At 62.0% G+C, this 2,522-nt stretch carries 2 protein-coding genes; one reads left to right on the top strand and one right to left on the bottom strand.

Going from position 1 to position 2,522, the window contains the following annotated elements:
• On the top strand, positions 1-183 hold a 183-nt coding region (locus tag ACYVDE_RS20085; protein ID WP_460503315.1), incomplete at its 5' end, for a hypothetical protein.
• Between the two features lie 66 nt (positions 184-249).
• Here the strand turns inward: ACYVDE_RS20085 and ACYVDE_RS20080 are convergent.
• Positions 250-2,316, bottom strand: a complete 2,067-nt coding sequence (locus tag ACYVDE_RS20080; protein WP_460503314.1) for an alpha/beta hydrolase family protein — start codon at positions 2,314-2,316, stop codon at positions 250-252.
• Positions 2,317-2,522 lie beyond the last annotated feature (206 nt).

Raw genomic sequence — 2,522 nt, 5'->3', positions numbered from 1 at the left:
GCGGCTGCCCTCAGCAAAAGCCTGGCCCGCATCGGCCCGGCCCCCGAGCCGCTGCCGGAGCTCGGCCCCGCCGAACCCAACGTCCCCACGCTCGCCGATGACCGGTCGCTGCTCGACCAACTCACGTTTTTGCAAAAAGTCAGCACCGACATCAGCAAAATAACCGACGTGCTGGCCAAATAAGCGTAGCAAAAAGGCTCACCTATTACGGGTGAGCCTTTTTGCTGCATCGTCAAATCGCGGCGTCGCCTACTTGCCCGCCTGCCCATCGGGCTTCAGCGTGCGGCCCAGCCAGTCGAAAAACACGCGCTGCCACAGAATGGCGTTTTGCGGCTTCAGCACCCAGTGCCCCTCGTTGGGCAGGTACAGGAAGCGGCTCGGAATGCCACGCAGCTGCGCCGTGCCAAAGGCCTCCATCGCCTGCCCCTCGGGCACCCGGAAATCCTTGCCGCCGGTGATGACCAGAATGGGCGTGTCCCACTTGCCCACGAACTGCTGGGGGTTGAACTCGGTATAAGATTTGGCCTGGGGCACGTCCCAGGGCGCACCGCCCATGTCGTGCTTGGCAAAGAACATTTCCTCGGTGCTGGGGTACCAGCTGGTGAGGTTGAACAGGCCATCGTGGGCAATAAACGTCTTGAAACGGCCCTCGTGGTGGCCGGCCAGGTAGTACACCGAGTAGCCGCCGTAGCTGGCGCCCACGCAGCCGCGCCGGTCCTTGTCCACATACTGCTCCTTGCTCACGGCATCAATCGCCGAGAGGTAGTCGCGGATGGGCTGCCCGCCCCAGTCGCCCGAAATGGCGTCGTTCCACTGCCGGCCAAAGCCGGGCAGGCCGCGCCGGTTGGGGGCCACCACAATGTAGCCGTTGGCCGCCATCAGCTGGAAATTCCAGCGGTAGCTCTGGCTCTGGGTGATGGGGCTTTGCGGGCCGCCCTGGCAATAGAGCAGCGTTGGGTACTTCTTGGCGGGGTCGAAATCGGGTGGGTAAATCACGTACACCTGCATCTGCTTGCCGTCGGTGGTCGTCACGCGGCGGTCCTCCACCTTGCCCATTTTAATGCCGGCCAGCTCCTGCTGGTTGATGGTGGTGAGCGGAGTTTCCTTGCCCGTTTTCAGGTCGAGGCGTACCATGTCGGCGAAGGCCGAAAGGGTGGTGCGGTTGGCCACGGCCTGGTCTTTTCCGACTAGCTCAAATGCGTTGTAGTTCTGCGCGCCGGTGGTAATCTGGCGGATTTTGCCGCCCTTCGCGGGCAGCGAAAATATTTGCTCGGTGCCTTCTACCACGGCCACGAAGTAGAGGGTTTTGCCATCGGCGCTCCAGCGCACGTTGGCCGCGCTCAACTCCGAGCCCTTGGTGATATCGACGCGCTTTTTGCTGGCGAAATCATACACCACAATGCCGTTGCGGTCGCTCTCAAAGCCGGGCGTGGCCATGCTCAGCCAGGCCACCTGCTTGCCGTCGGGCGAAAAAGCGGGCTCGGTGTCGTAGCCGCCCAGGCCCTCGCTCAGGTTCTGGGTTTGCTGGTTATGAATGTCGTATAGGTAGATATCCGAGTTGGTGCTTTCGGCCTCGGCCTTGCCCGTGAGCTTGCGGCTGGTGTAGGCAATGCGGTAGCCATCGGGCGAAAAGGCCAGTTGCTCGGCGCCGCCGTCGGGCATCAGCGGCGAGTCGAATTTCTCGCCGGGCATCAGGTCTTTGCCGTAGCCTTCGGGCTTGCCGTCGGCGTTGATGGGCTGGAAGAACACGTGGCTGGCGAGGTGGTCGTCCCACACGTTCCAGTGGCGGTAGTTCAGGTCGTCAATGATTTTGGCATCGGCCTTGGGAAGGTCCGGGAACAGGTCCTTGGTATCGGGCGTCACCTTCACATCCTGCGTGTAGAGCATGAAATTGGCTTTGGGCGCGTACTTCAGGTTGCTCAGGCCCTGGTCGGGGAAGTCGCTGAGCTTGGTCTTGCCCGAGCCGTCGGCGCTCATCACGTAGAGCTGGTCGGTGCCGCTTTCGCCTGATATAAAGGTGAGCTTGCCGTCGGGCCGCCAGTTCAGGGTGTTTTCCGAGCCGGGCGTGTCGGTGAGGCGTTTGGGAGTGCCGCCGGCTACGGGCACCGTCCAGATGTCGGCGTTGCCCTTGTTATCGGCAATGCTGTAGCGCGTCACGGTGTAGGCCACGGTTTTGCCATCGGGCGACACCTGCATTTCGCCCAGGCGGCCGAGCTGCCAGAGCTTTTCGGGCGTGAGCCCGGACGAGGGGGGAGTAGTTTGGGCGGCCGCCGCGAGTGGGAGCAAGGCCAGCGCGCTAAGAAAGAGCTTGTTCATGCCCGAAAATTACGGCCTCCCACCGCATCGGCGACCAAGCGCAGTTTGTGATAAGCATATGGAATAATCTATTTAATGGCTAGTTTTATAGCAAACACTCTTGCTATGAACCTGCTATGAAACCAAAATCCCTCCGTTTGCTGCTGCTCGCCGCCGGCCTGTGCCTGCTTGCGCTGGCCGCCTGCGCCCAGCAGCCCACCGGCCCC

This window comes from Hymenobacter agri, assembly GCF_054778495.1.
This window is presented reverse-complemented; position numbering and strand designations above follow the sequence as displayed.